Source organism: Halomonas sp. CH40 (assembly GCA_041875495.1).
GTDB lineage: Bacteria > Pseudomonadota > Gammaproteobacteria > Pseudomonadales > Halomonadaceae > Vreelandella.
This window is the reverse complement of the sequence record CP112982.1, coordinates 3,149,991-3,164,911: the sequence shown is the minus strand read 5'-3', so window position 1 is coordinate 3,164,911 and position 14,921 is coordinate 3,149,991. Positions and strand designations below refer to the sequence as shown.

Genomic DNA, 14,921 nt, shown 5'->3' with positions numbered 1-14,921 from the left:
ATTCTTTAATATAATATCTATATATTTTTAAGTAATTTTAAAAGCGTGCTTTTCAGGCGTTTCACTTCATGCAGCAGGGTTTCTCCCGAGAGCATGCCCACGCCCATGATCAACCCGGAACGTTGATCGGCAGGCGTGCAGGCAATGCTCAGCGGGCGCATTACCAGCTGTTCCTTCATCAGCGCATCCACCAGGGCAACATCATTAACGCCATCCTCGAACTCCACGCACAGGCTGATGGCATGGCTGGGGGGAGAGATATGCTTCACCTGGGGCAGGCTGCCCAGAATATCGTGTACCACCTGCTGGCGGCCTAGGTATTCCCGGTGGATGCGCTGACACCAATGATCCAGATGGCCATCAAACATAAAGCGTGCCAGTACCGCCTGATCGAGCATGCGGCCTTCGCGGAACAGCTCGCTGCGCAGGCGGTTGATGGAAGGGGCGAGATGCTTGGGCACCACCAGATACCCCAGGCGCAGCCCGGGAAACATGATTTTGGAAAAAGACCCCACCAGGATATGGCGCTCTGAGCGCGCGGTGTACAGCAGGTTGTTATGGGTTTCCTCGCCGAACTCGTAGTCATCCTCAATCACATAGGCCGGGTTGAGCGCTTGGCAAAGCCTGCGTTTCTCGTCCAGCTGCGTGGGCACGCTGAGCGGGTAATGGTGCCCGCCCATCAGGTAGGCAAGTTGTGTTGGCAGGGGGTGTTCCGGCAGGCTGTGGCCCTGGCCTGGCCACCAGGGCAGCATGTCCAGCTCCAGGTCAAAGGCGCTGAAAATCTTGCGCGCGCCCCAATAGCTGGGGGATTCAATCGCCACCCGGTCGCCTGGGTCGGTCAGCGCCATGGCGCACAGCTGCAAGCCGTTATGGGCGCCGTCGGTGATGATGATCTGATCGGTATCGCAGTCAAGCTGGCGCCAGCGCAGCAGAAAATCGCGAATCGCCCGCTTCAGCGGGCCGTAGCCGCCGGTGGAGTAGGTCAGCAGCAAGGTGTTCTGGGGCACCGTCACGCTGGCGTACAGCTCGCGCCATTTACGCATCGGGAACTGGGCGATATCCGGCACCCCCGGCATAAAGGAGCCGGTCTGGACGAGACTCGCCCCTGGCCCTGCCAGCACCCGCTTGGCGCGCCGGGAAAGCTGGGTATTGATCGGCGGCAGCTGAACGGGCTCAGCGGGCTGACGGGTCCAGGTGCCGCGACCATGGGCGGTGGCCAGCAAGCCGTCGTTGATCAGGCTGGCCACCGCCCTTGCCAGAGTATGCCGGGCAACCCCGAAAGCCTCGGCAAGCTGGCGGTGGGGCGGCAGGCGCGTTCCCGCTGGCCATAGCTGGGTCGCCGCGTGGCGCAGGGTCTGCTCTATGCGCACCTGCTTGCTCAGGTGCGGCGACTGCTGCCGGTAATGCTCGGTGAGCCGCTGAATGCTGGCCTTTAAAGGCGTGGGAGCCATATACGTGCGCCTTCGTTTCACAGTGTGGAATGCACCGCTCGGCAGTCATTGTAATCTGCTTGTCGCCAAATCCCTAAAGTGGTCTGGTTGAACGGCAAAGTGGTGCATTCGCCTTTGCCGCCGAAGGTGCTAGCGTCTATGCCACACAAGGCTGTCCATCAGGGTCGCATTCCTGACCCGCACTGATGGCTGCTATTACACAAGTTATTAAAAATAAACAGATAACAGGAGATATTCATGGGCTTTATTGATCAGTGGCTGCAAGCCGATGTGCCCGGTCTGGTAGGCAGCGAATGGCGCCACACCGGCACCACCTTTGACGTCGACAACCCGGCTACCGGTGAGATCATCGCCCAGGTGGCGGACATGGGCGCAGACGATGCCCGCGATGCGGTCGCGGCGGCGTATGAAGCGGGCAACGCCTGGCGCAAGACGCCTGCCAAACAGCGCCATGCGCTGCTGCACCGCTGGTTCACGCTGATCATGGAGCATGCCGACGACCTGGCCCGCCTGATGACCCTGGAGCAGGGCAAGCCGCTGGTGGAATCACGCGGCGAGGTAACTTACGGCGCCTCCTTTATCGAGTTTTTTGCCGAAGAAGCCAAGCGCATGGCCGGTGAAACCCTGCCCACCCACGCCGCCGACAAGCGCCTACTGGTGCTGCGTGAGCCGGTCGGTGTGGTCGCCGCCATCACCCCGTGGAACTTCCCGCTGGCCATGATCACCCGCAAATGCGCCCCCGCCCTGGCGGCGGGATGCACGGTAGTGATCAAGCCCGCCGAAGCCACGCCGCTGACGGCCCTGGCCGCGGCCTACCTGGCGCTGGAAGCAGGCCTGCCCGCGGGTACCATCAATGTAGTGACCGCCAAAACGCCGGCGGCCGTGGGGGATGTGCTGACCAGCGATGCGCGGGTGCGCAAGGTGTCCTTCACCGGTTCGACCCCTGTGGGCAAGCACCTGATGGCCCAGTGCGCAAGCACCGTCAAGAAAACCGCCATGGAACTCGGCGGCAATGCGCCCTTTATTGTCTTTGATGATGCCGATATTGATGCGGCAGTCAGCGGTGCCCTGGCATCGAAATACCGCAACGCCGGGCAAACCTGTGTCTGCACCAACCGCTTTCTGGTTCAGGACGGCATCTACGACCGTTTTGTTGCCAAGCTGGCAGAACGGGTAGAAGCGCTGCAGGTAGGCAATGGCCTGGAAGACGGCACCACCATTGGCCCGCTGATCAACCAGGCGGCGATTGATAAGGTGCAGCGCCATGTGGATGATGCCGTGAACCAAGGCGCCCGCCTGATCTGCGGCGGCAAGCCCCATGCGGCCGGCGAGCGCTTCTTTGCCCCCACGGTGCTGGCGGATGTTACCCCGGATATGCTGGTCGCCACGGAAGAAACCTTTGGCCCGCTGGCGCCGGTGTTCCGCTTCACCAAGGATGAAGACGCCATCGCCATGGCCAACGACACGCCCTTTGGTCTGGCCGCCTATTTCTACGCCAGCGATTACCGGCGCATCTGGCACACCATGGAAGCCCTGGAATACGGTATGGTCGGGGTCAACGAAGGCATTATCTCCACAGAGCTTGCGCCCTTTGGCGGTGTGAAAGAATCCGGCCTCGGCCGCGAAGGCTCCCACCACGGCCTGGAAGAATTCACCGAGCTGAAATACGTCTGCGTCGGCGGGCTGTAAACCACACGGCCTGATGGTAGCGGGAATAAAAGAATAAAAGGGGTCAGATCCAAATTAAATAGAATCCCTAAGGGGTAAGGATGACGAAAGCCGATCATTTAATTTGGATCTGACCCCTTTTATTTAGACATCAGCAAGGAGCAGGCACAAAAGATTTGGATAGATAGCCCGAGAAAGACCTACGTCGTTGAAGAAGAAGGGCAGATCCTGGGTACGTATTACATAAAAACCAATCAGGCGGGTCCGGGTGACCACGTCTGCAATTGTGGCTATATGGTTTCATCCGCCGCCAGCGGGCGAGGCTTGGCCACATCAATGTGTGAGCACTCACAAGAAATCGCTGGAAAACTTGGGTATAAGGCCATGCAGTTCAATTTCGTCGCATCTAGCAATGAAGGTGCGGTAAGGCTTTGGAACAAGCTTGGCTTCGCTACCGTGGGCCGGTTACCCAAGGCATTTTGTCATCCGTCCAAAGGGTATCTTGATGCTTTGGTCATGTACAAATGGTTGGGATAAAAGGGGTCAGATCCAAATTAAATGATCGGCTTTCGCTATCCTTACACTTTGATCCTATTTAATTTGGATCTGACCCCTTTTATTCTATGCTGCCTCGTCTTCTAAAAGGGGATAGTGGTGTCAGCCCGGAAATGTCTCTGCGGCTATCCAAGGTGCTCGGGCGCACTCCTGAGAGCTGGTTGGCGATGCAGGATATGTACGACCTTTGGTTAGCCCGTAATACTGTCAATCTTGATGAAATTCACCCCCTAAACTTCGATGCAGCATAAGTATCAAGGGTGAAAATATGTATCCATCTGTGAAAAATGTCACTCCAACCGGGGATTATCTTCTTTCAATTGACTTTGATAACGGAGAGAGAGGTGTACTGGATATGCAGCCATACCCGGACTTTGGCATTTTTTAGCGCCTCAAGGAGTGCAAGGCATTCAACCGAGTTCGCGTTTCATTCGATACCATAGAGTGGGATGCAGGGGTAGAGATCTTGATCCAGAGTTTGTTTACAACAAAAGCCAGCGTTTAGCCGCACAACCAGATGCTGCCGCTAATGTGGAAAAGCCTCGCGACTGAGCGCAGCGCCATGCATTATTGAAACCCGATACGTAACAGGTTACGATTACATCATGATTCGAAGCTTCAAGCACAAGGGCTTGTCCAGGTTTTTCAACTCGGGCAGCACCGCAGGGATACAGGCCACTCATGCGAACAGGCTTCGATTGATTCTCGGTAGGCTGAATGCAGCAACAGACGTACAAGATATGGACTTACCAGGTCTGCGGCTGCACGAACTCTCAGGGAGTCGCGCTGGAATATGGTCGGTAACGGTCAGTGGTAACTGGCGCGTGACCTTCCGGTTCGAGGACGGAGACGCCGAGATAGTCAACTATGAAGATTATCACTGAGGTATTGCCGATGTTAATGCACAATCCCCCTCATCCTGGTGAAGTGTTGCGTGAGCTTTGTCTGGAGCCTATGGGGCTCTCTGTTACTGCGACTGCCGAAGCGTTGGGAGTCAGTCGAAAAACGCTGAGTGCTGTGTTGAACGGCAAGGCTGGAATTAGCCCCGAAATGGCTGTTCGTCTGTCAATTGCATTCGATACGTCGGCAGAGAGTTGGCTGAATCAGCAGTCTCAGTATGAGCTCTGGCATGCCGAGCAGCATCGTAAAGAGCTCAAGGTCAAGAAGCTGGTCGCCGCTTGAAGAACGCATAACTAATAAAAGTAAAAGGGGGTCAGATCCAAATTAAATGAACGGCTTTCGTCATCATTACACTTTGATCCTATTTAATTTGGATCTGACCCCTTTTGTTACCCGTCTTATAGCTGACCCAGATCATTCTGAAGAGGAGAATCGGTTCATTCTCCTCGGTACAAGCATTCATTCTCGCTTACTGGTGGTGTGTCACTGCGTTAGGGACGGTGAGATTATTCGAATTATCTCCGCCCGTAAGGCCAATAAGCGAGAACAAAATACTTATGAAGGGTACAGACATGCGTGATCACTACGACTTTTCCGAATCCGTCAAGAATCCATATGCCAAGAAGCTCAAGAAGCAAGTTACGATCCGGTTGGATGAAGACACCGTTGCCTACTTTAAGGATCTTGCTGAGGAAAAGAGACTTCCGTATCAAAGCCTTATAAACCTATACCTGCGTGATTGCGCTCAATCACACAAGGATCTGAAAATCGAGTGGCAGTGAACAGTTAGCAAGCAGCTTATGTCGAACTGTTCAACGCTCTGGACAAAAAACGGTCTCCATGCTGGCTTGCCGTAGAGCCAAGCGTTATATCAAGCAGAGTTGGAATAGGGATGGTACACGTAGCGGATATTTCCGAGCCCCACCCCGTCATTCCTGAACTTTCCCCCCAGCATCTGCATTCCTGAACCTCCCCACAGCACCGCCATTCCCGAACCTCCCCCAGCACCGTCATTCCCGAATGGGGTAATCGGGAATCCACCTTGACCTTTTCAGCCGAAGCCACCCAACCCTAAGGTCAAAATGGATTCCCGCTAAAAGCATGCGGGAATGACGGGGTAGTGGGCCACAAACGTAGGGTGGCTTCGCGAAGCAAGCCAGCAACTTGCCGCAGGCGAGCGGGGTAACTCGGCGGCAGGCAACGATAAGGCCTTTGCACCAAGATACGTAGGAACAAAGCTGCCTTGACACAGTCTTGATGCGCAAAAACTATGCGCATATAGTTAGATTAACGTTCCGTACGAGGATTGAACCATGCATGCTACTGAAGCTACCAAAACTGCCCGTAGGCCGACGAATCTATCGATAGATAGCGCGCTTCTCAAAGAGGCAAAAGCGCTGGGCGTCAATATCTCTCGCTCTGCAGAGAAGGGGATCTGGGAGGCTGTGAAGCTGCACAAGCAAGAGAAATGGCTGACAGAAAATGCGAGCGCCCTGGCAAGCTCTAACGCATACGTTGACGCTAACGGCTTGCCCCTCGTACGGCACCGTCAGTTCTGATGGCTCGTTTCGACATCTTCGAAAATGAGGGCGGGTCTGGTTATCTGCTGGATATTCAGTCAGATATCCTCAGTGGCTTGAACACCCGTGTTGTTGTGCCACTGTTACCCAAATCCTCCGCACCATCTCCTGCCCAGCGGCTGAATCCTGTATTTAGCATCGAGGGTCAGGCGCTAGTAATGGCCACTCAATTCATGGCTGCTGTGCCCGCGGGCGAATTACGCTCCTGCGTTGGTAATCTTGCAGACCACCAAGATGACATCTCCGCGGCGTTGGATATGCTGTTTTTAGGCTTTTGACGCAAGATAAGTCTTATTGCCCAAACGCCCAATCTACCGGTGAGCTAGGCGTAAAGCACACAAGGAAAAACATACGAATCGCACTTCATAATGGTCAGAACAAAAATTAGCGCTCGGCCGCACAACCATACGCAGCAGCTTGTGCGAAAAGCCTCGTGACTGAGCGTATCAGCATCAAGGCCATAACGACTCCAGCAAAAAGAGATGCACCGCGAAGGCTTCTGGATTAAATGACCTTTTCTGCCGAAGCCACCCAACCCAAAAGCCACAATGGATTCCCGCTAAAAGCATGCGGGAATGACGGGACGGTGGGCCACAAACGTAGGGTGGCTTCGCGCAGCAAGCCACCCACTCGCCGCAGGCGAGCGGGGTTGCCGCCATACCCGTAAGCACCCCCCTCACCGTCATTCCCGAATGGGGTAATCGGGAATCCACCTTGACCTTTTCAGCCGAAGCCACCCAACCCTAAGGTAGGTCACAATGGATTCCCGCTAAAAGCATGCGGGAATGACGGGACGGTGGGCCACAAACGTAGGGTGGCTTCGCGCAGCAAGCCACCCACTTGACCCTGTACCTCGGCATTCAGCTATTTTGTTGCGTGGTGCGCAATATGCTAATGTAAACTCAGATCAAAGCATTCCGCCATAAATGCCTGCCACAAAAAGCGCAAACGTTTCTACTTAACCTGCAGCACATCAGGCATCTTAACTATCAGAATTATCACTAATGACTATGCACAAACCGCCGCATCCTGGCGAATTCATTCGGGAAGTTTACCTGAAGCCTTTTGACATCAGTTCCCGTCAGCTTGCGTCTAACCTGAAGGTTTCGCCCTCTACGCTGTCTCGGCTTCTAAAAGGGGATAGTGGTATCAGCCCGGAAATGTCTTTGCGGCTATCCAAGGTGCTCGGGCGCACACCTGAGAGCTGGTTGGCGATGCAGGATATGTACGACCTTTGGTTAGCCCGAAATACGGTTAATCTTGATGAAATTCACCCTCTGGATTTTGATGCAGCTTAACCAGCAGCCGTTGACCGACGCACCTACGCAACCCCCCCAGCCCTGGCATTCCCGAGAGCCTCAACCCGTCATTCCGGAAAGTCCAGCCTCATAAACAGGTATAACAAGGCAAATGCACTCGGACGGCAAAAAGCGCCACTCGTTCCTCGCTCTGCTTTTTGCCGCCGGTGAGTTGCGGCGTTAAGCGCGGAAGGTGAAAACATGCGCAAACTAGCCATATGGCTCGAAAAGCACTGGCTGATAAGAACTTTGGATTCATTGGCAAAGTTTGGGATATTGATAGCTGTGATTTCTTGGGCTATTGATATTCCTGAGCGGAACGAGCAGAGAGAAATAGCCAAGCGTCTGGTGGTATATCAAGCTCATGAAGTCCTAGCACTTGCGCATTTTCGCAGTTCCACTGCTGCTGGTATGGCCCTAGAGGACTTGATAAATGCACAGCAAGACCTAATTGGAATGGATCTCACAAGTCTGACAATTTACAACGTCGACCTGTCTAATGCGGACTTCAGAGAAGCAGATTTTCACGACTCAAGTTTAAGAAGCGTCGAGCTTATAGGGGCCAACTTGTCAAATGCAGAATTCACCGCCACTACGTTCGATGACGTCGATATGGCAGGTGCCAATTTGAGTGGTGCGTATTTTAATGGGGTAGACCTGAGAGGCGCAAAGAATATTGTAAGCGCGCAAATTTCACTGGCAATTGTCTGCAATAACACTGAACTTCCAGGCCACATATCCGGTATAGAGCGGGGGTTAACCAAGGATCAAGAGAAAAAGTGGAGAGAAAAATATAGCAACAATGCATTTATCCAGAATTCAATTGAGTCTTGTGGAGTTCGTGAATAAAAGGGGGCAGATCCAAATTAAATGATCGGCTTTCGTCATCCTTACACTTTGATCTTATTTAATTTGGATCTGACCCCTTTTATTTTTGCCCTTTTCTGCCGGAGCCACCAACTCGCCGCAGGCGAGTAGGGGTTATCGGCCAGCAAGCCCAGCTCAACGCCTTTGACGATAGCGACAAAAGTACTATCCCCAGTATCACAGATTACTAAACGTAACCTATAGAAACATGCTGCATTAGCTGATAATGTGAATTCAAAGAAGCCAAGGAAGAGCACCTAATGACGCAAGACGCGACAATCACACAAACATCACTCCGCCAGCCCGGTATATCCAGGCTGGCTTATCACTACGTTGGCAGCCTAGTCGCCCAGGTGGCGACATTGCCAGCCAGTGTCGCGATCAATCCTGCACAGACTGATAACGACGATCCAGCCCCCTTCAGCTTGGTGAGCTTCCCAGCGTTATTGAATCGGGCAAATTACGCATGCGCGCGAGTTCTGGATATGTGGCGGGGATATGTTTATGCGCATTTAAAATCAATGGGTTGGAAGAAATTTGGTGCGTCGGATAATACTGTTAAACGCGCAACGGTGTTCATCCAATATCAGTACGCGCAGTCCAATCACTGTTAAATCTGAAGGATGGTCATGAGCAACGATGAGGTAAAAGCACAGGGAGTGACCGCATCAGAGCGATACCTTGCTTTGCTAGGTAGAAACACATTTCTTAGTCCTTGGTGTTTTGCGAATCTATATACAGATGAAGGAAAGAAAACTGAGAGTGGCGATGGAAAAGAGCTATGTGACCTTCTGGTAGTATTTAGAGAGCACGTGATTATCTTTTCCGACAAGGATATTTCGTTTAAAGATACTGGAGACTTGGATGTAGATTGGGGGCGATGGGTAAGAAAAGCGGTATTAAAATCAGCTCCACAAGTTTTCGGCGCCGAAAAGTTTATTCGCGAGCGCCCTGATCGAATATTCCTAGATCGTAAATGTACTCATCCATTTCCTATCGCATTTCCTCCAAATAGCAAAATAATAATTCATCGAGTATTGGTCGCAAGAAACGCTACAGAGAGGTTCCGAAAACATACCTCGGGCTCTGGCTCACTGCTGCTGAACCCCGGAATAGTCGGAAAGCAAATGGAGAAAACCCCCTTCCAAATAGGGTCGGTCAATCCTGAGAAAGGCTTTGTCCACGTGCTTGACGATGTGGCTCTCGATACCTTAATGCGAGAGCTTGATACCGTCCACGATTTCACCACTTATCTCTCTGATAAAGAGAGATTGATTTCATCTGGATGTCTAGGGATGTCAGCTGGTGAGGAAGATCTTCTTGGATATTACCTGTCTGAGTCAAATAAGGATCGTGATCCTGGATTCTATACTGACGATGTCGACCTTATTGTTGTGCAAGAGGGCATCTACGAAAACATAAGATCTTTACCGCAATACAGAAAAGGCAAGGAGCTCGATGCTTCTTCCTATTTTATTGATCGATTTGTTGAACACTTTGGAAACCACGCTCGAGACAAAACTTGGCACTTTAGCAACGCTGAGGACTTTGACTCAGTCACGCTAGGCATTCGGGAATTTGCTTCCGAATCAAGGGTCGGCCGTAGAGTACTTGCGGAAGCAATATATGAAAAGCTAAAGTCAATAAAAGCAGGCCAGAGGGGCGTTCGTCTCCTACTGTCACCCACCAACCCTGAGACTATGTACGTTTGGTTGGTAGTACCTGTGTCAGAAAATTTTGAGTCCTACCAAAAATATCGAGAATTTAGAGCCGGATTATTACTCGCTTACTGTCAGTCTGCAAAGCTCCTAAAACCTGAAAGAAGGATCATTGTAGGAGTTGCTACCGATCCTCTCGGTTCCAATGGGGGCAGTGAAGATATGATCTACATTGATACTGCTAGTTGGTCTGAAGATGACTATGCAGAAGCTCAGGATATGCGTGAAAAGCTTGGGCTCTTCAAAGAAGGCAATGTTAAAGAGGAAAGAAGAAGGCATTATCAATACCCTGTAGAAAAATAAAGCACCGATCATGGTGCAAAACACCAAAAAGAGAATAAGCGGAAAAAGACAAGAAAAAAGCAGAAGAACGCGAGGCGGAAGAGTCGACGTCGAAAATGATTTAACCAGTGCAGGCAAGGGACGCTCCTTACGTCGCGCCCCTGCTGCAATCGTTATAGATATATGTAAGGAGATAATTTTGAGTATCAATCAAGTTGTTTTTAAGTCAGTAACGATGCCCTCTGGAGAGACTGTTGAGATTAAATATTGGACAGATCAATCGACTGTGTACGTTGCTGGTTTTGACGCCAACGGTAAGCAGGTTACTGCGGCCACATATCAAGCTGTGGTCGATGATATCGCTAATGACTTCGTGGCTGATTTTCGAAAATCCCTGATTGAGGGGCTGGCCGACAATGCGGAGAACGATCTGAAAACGAACCCTCAACTTCATTATCGACCGTAGGGTAGGCGTTGAGAATCTATAACAAATCGCAGCAGTACGCGGCCGATGGCCGCCGGACGCCTTTTCCATGGCTCATTCGTCGCCATTCCAAGGTCGCCGCTGTGCTCAGCGTTACATGACCATGGGAATCTCATAGTGGAAAAGGTACTCTTGTCACCTAACAAGATGGTGTGGAACTACTCGTTTGCGGTACGTCGTGCAGTGGCTCATGCTGAGCAAGAGGATGACCCTTCTCTTGCTCGCCAAGACGCCGCGACAGTCATTTTCCTCTGCGTCACACTGGTCGAGTCGTTTCTGAATTGCTTTTTCAGAGTCCTCGTTAGCGAAGGAAAGCTAGGAGATTCCGGCAGTCGCGTTGCACAAGATCTCAACAAGAGGAAGTCTTTGGCGAGGAAGGTTACGGAGTGGATTCCACTCTTGCCTCACGCTGGATCGGAGCATGGTGATCATATCTGGAGCGAATTCAAAGTGTTGCGTGAGTTGCGCAACAAGCTAATGCACTTCCAGAGTTCGCACCAGACTCTTGAGCTTCCTGGGGTACGCGTTGAGGATCTAGCGGATACTTCCGCTTACGATCAGCTTGATGCCGAGCGCGCGGCTTGGGCATTGGGTGTAGCGGAAGGTGTTATGCATGAGGTGTTTGTACGCGCCGGCCAGTCAGAGACACAGCGGCATGCCTCCATGCACCTATGGGCTGGTCTTGTGGCCGTATAACAATCGGTTAGTTCGGATACCGCTTCGTGGTACCGAACAACCTTTGCGTTATCTCAGAACTGACTAAAAAATCTGCTACTAGCCGCTAAGCACGCTAATCACCATCCACCACCTTCTTCTCCACCTTACGCGCCTTCTTTTTCCCTGCCACCGCCGCCCGTTCGGCCTGTATCCGTTCCAGCAACGCCTCGGCTGAGTTCTCGCCGCTAATCAGCTCGGGGTTGTCCCTGCGCCATTGCTCGGTCAGTTCGCCGCGAAAGGCCTTGGCCAGTATCGACTGGGTGAGGTTATTAACGCGTGCCAAGGCGTTATTCACCTGCTGCTCGATCCGGTCAGCGTGGGCGAAGAGTTCGTCCACCCTTCGGACGATTTCGGTTTGTTCTTTGAGTGGAGGAACGGGTATAGCGTAATCCCGGCATATTTCCAAAGTTAAATTAAATTGTCCAGCTGTTGCCTTTGCTTTGTTTTTTGTTTGCTCCAGCAATGCATAATCCCTCAAGCAAATGGCAAGGTAGCTTGGTGTAACGCCGCAAACAGGCCTAAAAATACTTATTGCTTGGTTCAAATTCCACTCAGGAAAGTCATCGGGAACGATTGATACTTTCCCTAAGGGCGGACCAACAATGTTCATTAAAACATCGCCAGGATATACCTTTGACCGCTTGAGAGCTGTTTCATGAATTACTTTTGAAATGAAGGTTGGTTCTATAGAAAAATCTAATTTTCCGTCAAATGTTAGATTATATACTTTGATGAAAGGAACTTGATCACTTCCTGACATATCTGTTTTTCTGGGGGTAGTGCCTTTGGTGATGAGGTCGCAAAGCTCTTCTGCTCGAAACCACTCCCATGATTCAGGAATTTGGTATGCGATGCTGCTTTCTGAGAAGCGTGTAGGCTCCGAATATTTATTTGTTTTAGTCAGAACATAGTCACAATGGCATTGTTTGATGTCTTTTACGGAAACGCGTTCAAAGAACTGTTCCTTACGCCACTCTTCCGTCAACTTCCCACTTACCGCCGCTGCCAGCACAGACTGGCGAAAGCGTTTGAGAATCTGCGGGATGCGTTCAAGGCGGGCTTGGGTGGTTTCCACCTGAGCCAGCAGTGTATCGAGTTTATCGGCGATGGCTTTTTGTTCGGCGAGGGGAGGTAGCGAAAAGCTAAAGCTCTGAACATCCGATGACTTCGCCGCAGGGTAGAGCGCACCTTGAACGGTACCACTGATCTGGTCTACGAACTCTTTTGAGCGAACGAGTGCGAAAACATAGCGACTATCAACCAGCACAGGCTTTATGACTTCAAAACCAGTTGATGCGATTTGTGCATGATATTTCTGATCGACTAAGGCTACAGCATTGAGGTTTGGCCTAGTTAAAGAAACCAGAACATCACCGTTTTCGATAACCTTTCTTGCCCTGCTGGGCGCACTGCCCCCAGAAATCATTTGAGGCTCTGAAATCTTTTTTAGGCGTCTGTCGATACTGCCTATGTCCACATAGACGAAGCTTTCATCCGCTGTTGGTTTCCGTTGGAGGCCTTTGATCGAAATATCTGAAATTTTGGCTTGTATCCATCTATCGGGGAGATTGTGCTCTGTCATTACTCTTCCCCACCCATCACTTCCCGCAAAAGCACCCTAGCCCCATCAGCCTCTTCCTCAGCGCCAAGCTCGCGCATCAACGCATCAAGCTCCCCCAACGCCTGCACCAGTTCACCCATGGCCTCACCCGCCAGCACCTCCGGCGCGGGCAGGTTGGCGGCGTCCACGCTGTCGCTGTCTTTTAGCCAGCTGATATCCAGCGAGTCGTCCTTGTGCTCAGCAATCCACGCCCGGCTGAAACAGCGCCAGCGGCTGTGAAGCATGCGTTCGTCCACGCCCTGGTTTTCATCCGTGGCTTTGGTGGCTTCCGGCAGCTCGATCTTGTCCGAATGAAAGCTGTACTCGCCTTCCTGCCTTGCGCTCTGGCCGTTGGGGTCGCTTCCGTACACCGCCTCAAACGGCTTCAGGTGCGTCTCACCGAAGGGCGTGCGTTTGCCAAAGCTGGGCATATTGGTGCGCAGGTCATACACCCAGACGTTTTCCGTGCAGCGCTCTTCCTGATACTTGTCTGCCGCGCTGCCCTTGGTGAAAAAGAGCACATTGGTTTTCACGCCCTGGGCGTAAAAAATGCCGGTGGGCAGGCGCAGGATGGTGTGCAGGTTGCATTTGTCCATCAGGTCGCGGCGTACCTCGGTGCCCACACCGGCTTCAAACAGCACGTTATCCGGCAGCACCACGGCGGCGCGGCCACCGGGTTTCAGGTTGCGGTAGATATGCTGCAGAAAGGCCAGCTGCTTGTTGCTGGTTTTATAGGTCAGGTCGTCGCGGGTGATGCTGGCATCGCCGCCCTTGCTGGTGCCAAAGGGCGGGTTGGCGAGAATCATATCGGCCTTTTCCAGCCCGGCACCGGCCTGGCCCAGGGCGTTGCCCAGGTGCACCACGCCTTCGTCGTCGCCTTCCATGCCGTGCAGCAGGCAGTTCATCAGCGCCAGGCGGCGGGTGCCGGGCACCAGCTCGATACCCACATAGGCGCGGGTGGCCTGAAAGGTCTTCTGTTCGCCGGTCAGGTCGTAGAGGTCATCGGTGTGGGCCTTGATGTACTCGTGGGCGGCAATCAGAAAGCCCGCCGTACCCGCTGAGGGGTCCTGAATGCGCTCGCCGGGCTGGGGCTTCAGGCAGTTGACCATGGTGTTGATCAGGGCGCGGGGGGTGAAATACTGCCCCGCGCCGGATTTGGTTTCGTTGGCGTTCTTTTCCAGCAGGCCTTCGTAGAGATCCCCCAGGCCATCCTGCTGGGCGCTGAACCAGTCGATCTGATCCAGCGTTTTGATCATCTGCTCCAGATGGCGCGGCTCGCGCAGCCGGGTCTGGGCATCGGCGTAGATGGCGCTGATCAGCGGGTCGCTGTGAATCAGGCGCCCCGTGCCGTCGCGGCCACTGGAAAGGCTGAGCAGGATGCGTTTGTAGTCATCCAGCAGATTAATGCCGGATTTACCGTTCAGGTCGCTCCAGCGGCAACCCGCCGGCAGCGGGTGCTTTTTCAGGGTGCCGGCTTCGGTGTTCTCATGCACCATCTTGATAAACAGCAGCATCACCAGCTCAGTGACGTAATCCGAGTAGTTGATGCCGTCATCGCGCAGCACGTCGCACAGGTTCCAGAGTTTCTGGACGATATCGTTGTGGGTCATGGGGTTCCGGTGTTTTTTTAAGCGCGTTCAAGGAACAGCGCTACATGTATAAAAAGTGGCAAAATCTTTGCACGTTGTGGGCGGCATGTATAGAAAAGCCGGTTTTCTATACATGCCGGCCAACCTATGTCGAAAAAAGCCCAAAAAATCGACATAGGTTGAGGGCTATGTCGATGGCATCAACATAGCCC

At 52.6% G+C, this 14,921-nt stretch carries 18 protein-coding genes; 15 read left to right on the top strand and 3 right to left on the bottom strand.

Going from position 1 to position 14,921, the window contains the following annotated elements; genetic code table 11:
* Positions 1–17 precede the first annotated feature (17 nt).
* Positions 18–1,451: a PLP-dependent aminotransferase family protein gene (locus OR573_14375; GenBank protein ID XGA79658.1), complete on the bottom strand. Its 1,434-nt coding sequence runs from the start codon at positions 1,449–1,451 to the stop codon at positions 18–20.
* 237 nt (positions 1,452–1,688) lie between these two features.
* On the opposite strand from OR573_14375, the gene OR573_14370 reads away from it, so the two are divergent.
* The 15 genes from OR573_14370 (at position 1,689) to OR573_14300 (ending at position 11,499) form a co-directional block, all read left to right on the top strand.
* Positions 1,689–3,140: an NAD-dependent succinate-semialdehyde dehydrogenase gene (locus tag OR573_14370; GenBank protein ID XGA79657.1), complete on the top strand. Its 1,452-nt coding sequence runs from the start codon at positions 1,689–1,691 to the stop codon at positions 3,138–3,140.
* Between the two features lie 129 nt (positions 3,141–3,269).
* The gene (locus OR573_14365) at positions 3,270–3,656 is read left to right on the top strand and encodes a GNAT family N-acetyltransferase (GenBank protein ID XGA81760.1); all 387 of its coding nucleotides are present in this window, start codon (positions 3,270–3,272) and stop codon (positions 3,654–3,656) included.
* Positions 3,657–3,742: 86 nt separating this feature from the next.
* A complete protein-coding gene (locus tag OR573_14360) occupies positions 3,743–3,925 on the top strand; it encodes a HigA family addiction module antitoxin (protein XGA79656.1) in 183 nt (60 codons plus the stop codon).
* A gap of 354 nt (positions 3,926–4,279) precedes the next feature.
* Positions 4,280–4,558: a type II toxin-antitoxin system RelE/ParE family toxin gene (locus OR573_14355; GenBank protein ID XGA79655.1), complete on the top strand. Its 279-nt coding sequence runs from the start codon at positions 4,280–4,282 to the stop codon at positions 4,556–4,558.
* Between the two features lie 10 nt (positions 4,559–4,568).
* Positions 4,569–4,856: a HigA family addiction module antitoxin gene (locus OR573_14350; GenBank protein XGA81759.1), complete on the top strand. Its 288-nt coding sequence runs from the start codon at positions 4,569–4,571 to the stop codon at positions 4,854–4,856.
* Positions 4,857–4,902: 46 nt separating this feature from the next.
* A complete protein-coding gene (locus OR573_14345; protein ID XGA79654.1) occupies positions 4,903–5,154 on the top strand; it encodes a BrnT family toxin in 252 nt (83 codons plus the stop codon).
* Positions 5,147–5,356, top strand: coding sequence for a BrnA antitoxin family protein (locus OR573_14340; GenBank protein XGA79653.1), 210 nt, complete (start codon positions 5,147–5,149; stop codon positions 5,354–5,356). Before OR573_14345 ends, OR573_14340 begins: the two co-directional genes overlap by 8 nt.
* 531 nt (positions 5,357–5,887) lie before the next feature.
* Positions 5,888–6,133 carry a type II toxin-antitoxin system CcdA family antitoxin gene (locus OR573_14335; GenBank protein XGA79652.1) on the top strand — a complete coding sequence of 82 codons (246 nt, stop codon included), beginning with the start codon at positions 5,888–5,890 and terminating at the stop codon, positions 6,131–6,133.
* Positions 6,133–6,432 (top strand): CcdB family protein, encoded by a 300-nt coding sequence (locus tag OR573_14330; GenBank protein XGA79651.1) that lies wholly within the window; start codon positions 6,133–6,135, stop codon positions 6,430–6,432. Before OR573_14335 ends, OR573_14330 begins: the two co-directional genes overlap by 1 nt.
* Before the next feature lie 726 nt (positions 6,433–7,158).
* Positions 7,159–7,452, top strand: a complete 294-nt coding sequence (locus tag OR573_14325) for a HigA family addiction module antitoxin (GenBank protein ID XGA79650.1) — start codon at positions 7,159–7,161, stop codon at positions 7,450–7,452.
* 201 nt (positions 7,453–7,653) lie between these two features.
* Entirely contained in the window at positions 7,654–8,301 is a 648-nt protein-coding gene (locus OR573_14320) for a pentapeptide repeat-containing protein (GenBank protein XGA79649.1), read from the top strand.
* Between the two features lie 278 nt (positions 8,302–8,579).
* Positions 8,580–8,933: a hypothetical protein gene (locus OR573_14315; GenBank protein ID XGA79648.1), complete on the top strand. Its 354-nt coding sequence runs from the start codon at positions 8,580–8,582 to the stop codon at positions 8,931–8,933.
* Positions 8,934–8,948: 15 nt separating this feature from the next.
* Positions 8,949–10,340, top strand: a complete 1,392-nt coding sequence (locus tag OR573_14310) for a hypothetical protein (protein ID XGA79647.1) — start codon at positions 8,949–8,951, stop codon at positions 10,338–10,340.
* Positions 10,341–10,350: 10 nt separating this feature from the next.
* Entirely contained in the window at positions 10,351–10,785 is a 435-nt protein-coding gene (locus OR573_14305) for a hypothetical protein (protein XGA79646.1), read from the top strand.
* 417 nt (positions 10,786–11,202) lie between these two features.
* Positions 11,203–11,499: a hypothetical protein gene (locus tag OR573_14300; GenBank protein ID XGA79645.1), complete on the top strand. Its 297-nt coding sequence runs from the start codon at positions 11,203–11,205 to the stop codon at positions 11,497–11,499.
* Between the two features lie 94 nt (positions 11,500–11,593).
* On the opposite strand, the gene OR573_14295 is transcribed toward OR573_14300, so the two are convergent.
* Positions 11,594–13,102, bottom strand: a complete 1,509-nt coding sequence (locus OR573_14295) for a restriction endonuclease subunit S (protein XGA79644.1) — start codon at positions 13,100–13,102, stop codon at positions 11,594–11,596.
* Positions 13,102–14,730, bottom strand: a complete 1,629-nt coding sequence (locus OR573_14290) for an N-6 DNA methylase (GenBank protein ID XGA79643.1) — start codon at positions 14,728–14,730, stop codon at positions 13,102–13,104. The genes OR573_14295 and OR573_14290 overlap by 1 nt, the downstream gene beginning before the upstream one ends.
* Positions 14,731–14,921: the final 191 nt, after the last annotated feature.